The organism is Arthrobacter sp. MDT2-34-1 (assembly GCF_059091365.1).
On the sequence record NZ_JBNHGO010000209.1, the window covers coordinates 1 to 283 of the forward strand.

General features: G+C 69.3%; 1 protein-coding gene. It reads right to left on the bottom strand.

Features of this window, described 5'->3' with window-relative positions:
- Positions 1-21: 21 nt before the first annotated feature.
- Positions 22-283, bottom strand: a 262-nt coding sequence (locus AC5RVV_RS18380) for a hypothetical protein (RefSeq protein ID WP_494002761.1), incomplete at its 5' end; no start/stop codon positions are given.

Below are 283 nucleotides of genomic sequence, written 5' to 3' on the forward strand. Positions count from 1 at the left end.
GGTGGCAGTTTCGGCCGGAGGTCAGGACTGCAGCGGTTTCAGGCCCAGCCGCTGGCAGACCCGGGGATCGCCGGGGAAGACAGCCACCGCGTCCTCATACAGGCAGGCGCTCAGTTCCGGCACGGTGAACGTGATGGTCGTGTCCTCCGGGTCGAAACCGCTGTCCGGATCCAGTGCGGCCGGGTTGATGCCGTCGCGGGTCAGCGTGCCGTTGCGCCACTTCTCGGCGCAGCGGTCAATGGCTTCCGCGGCCGGCCTGTTCCGGGCGTGCGCCAGGCTGAGT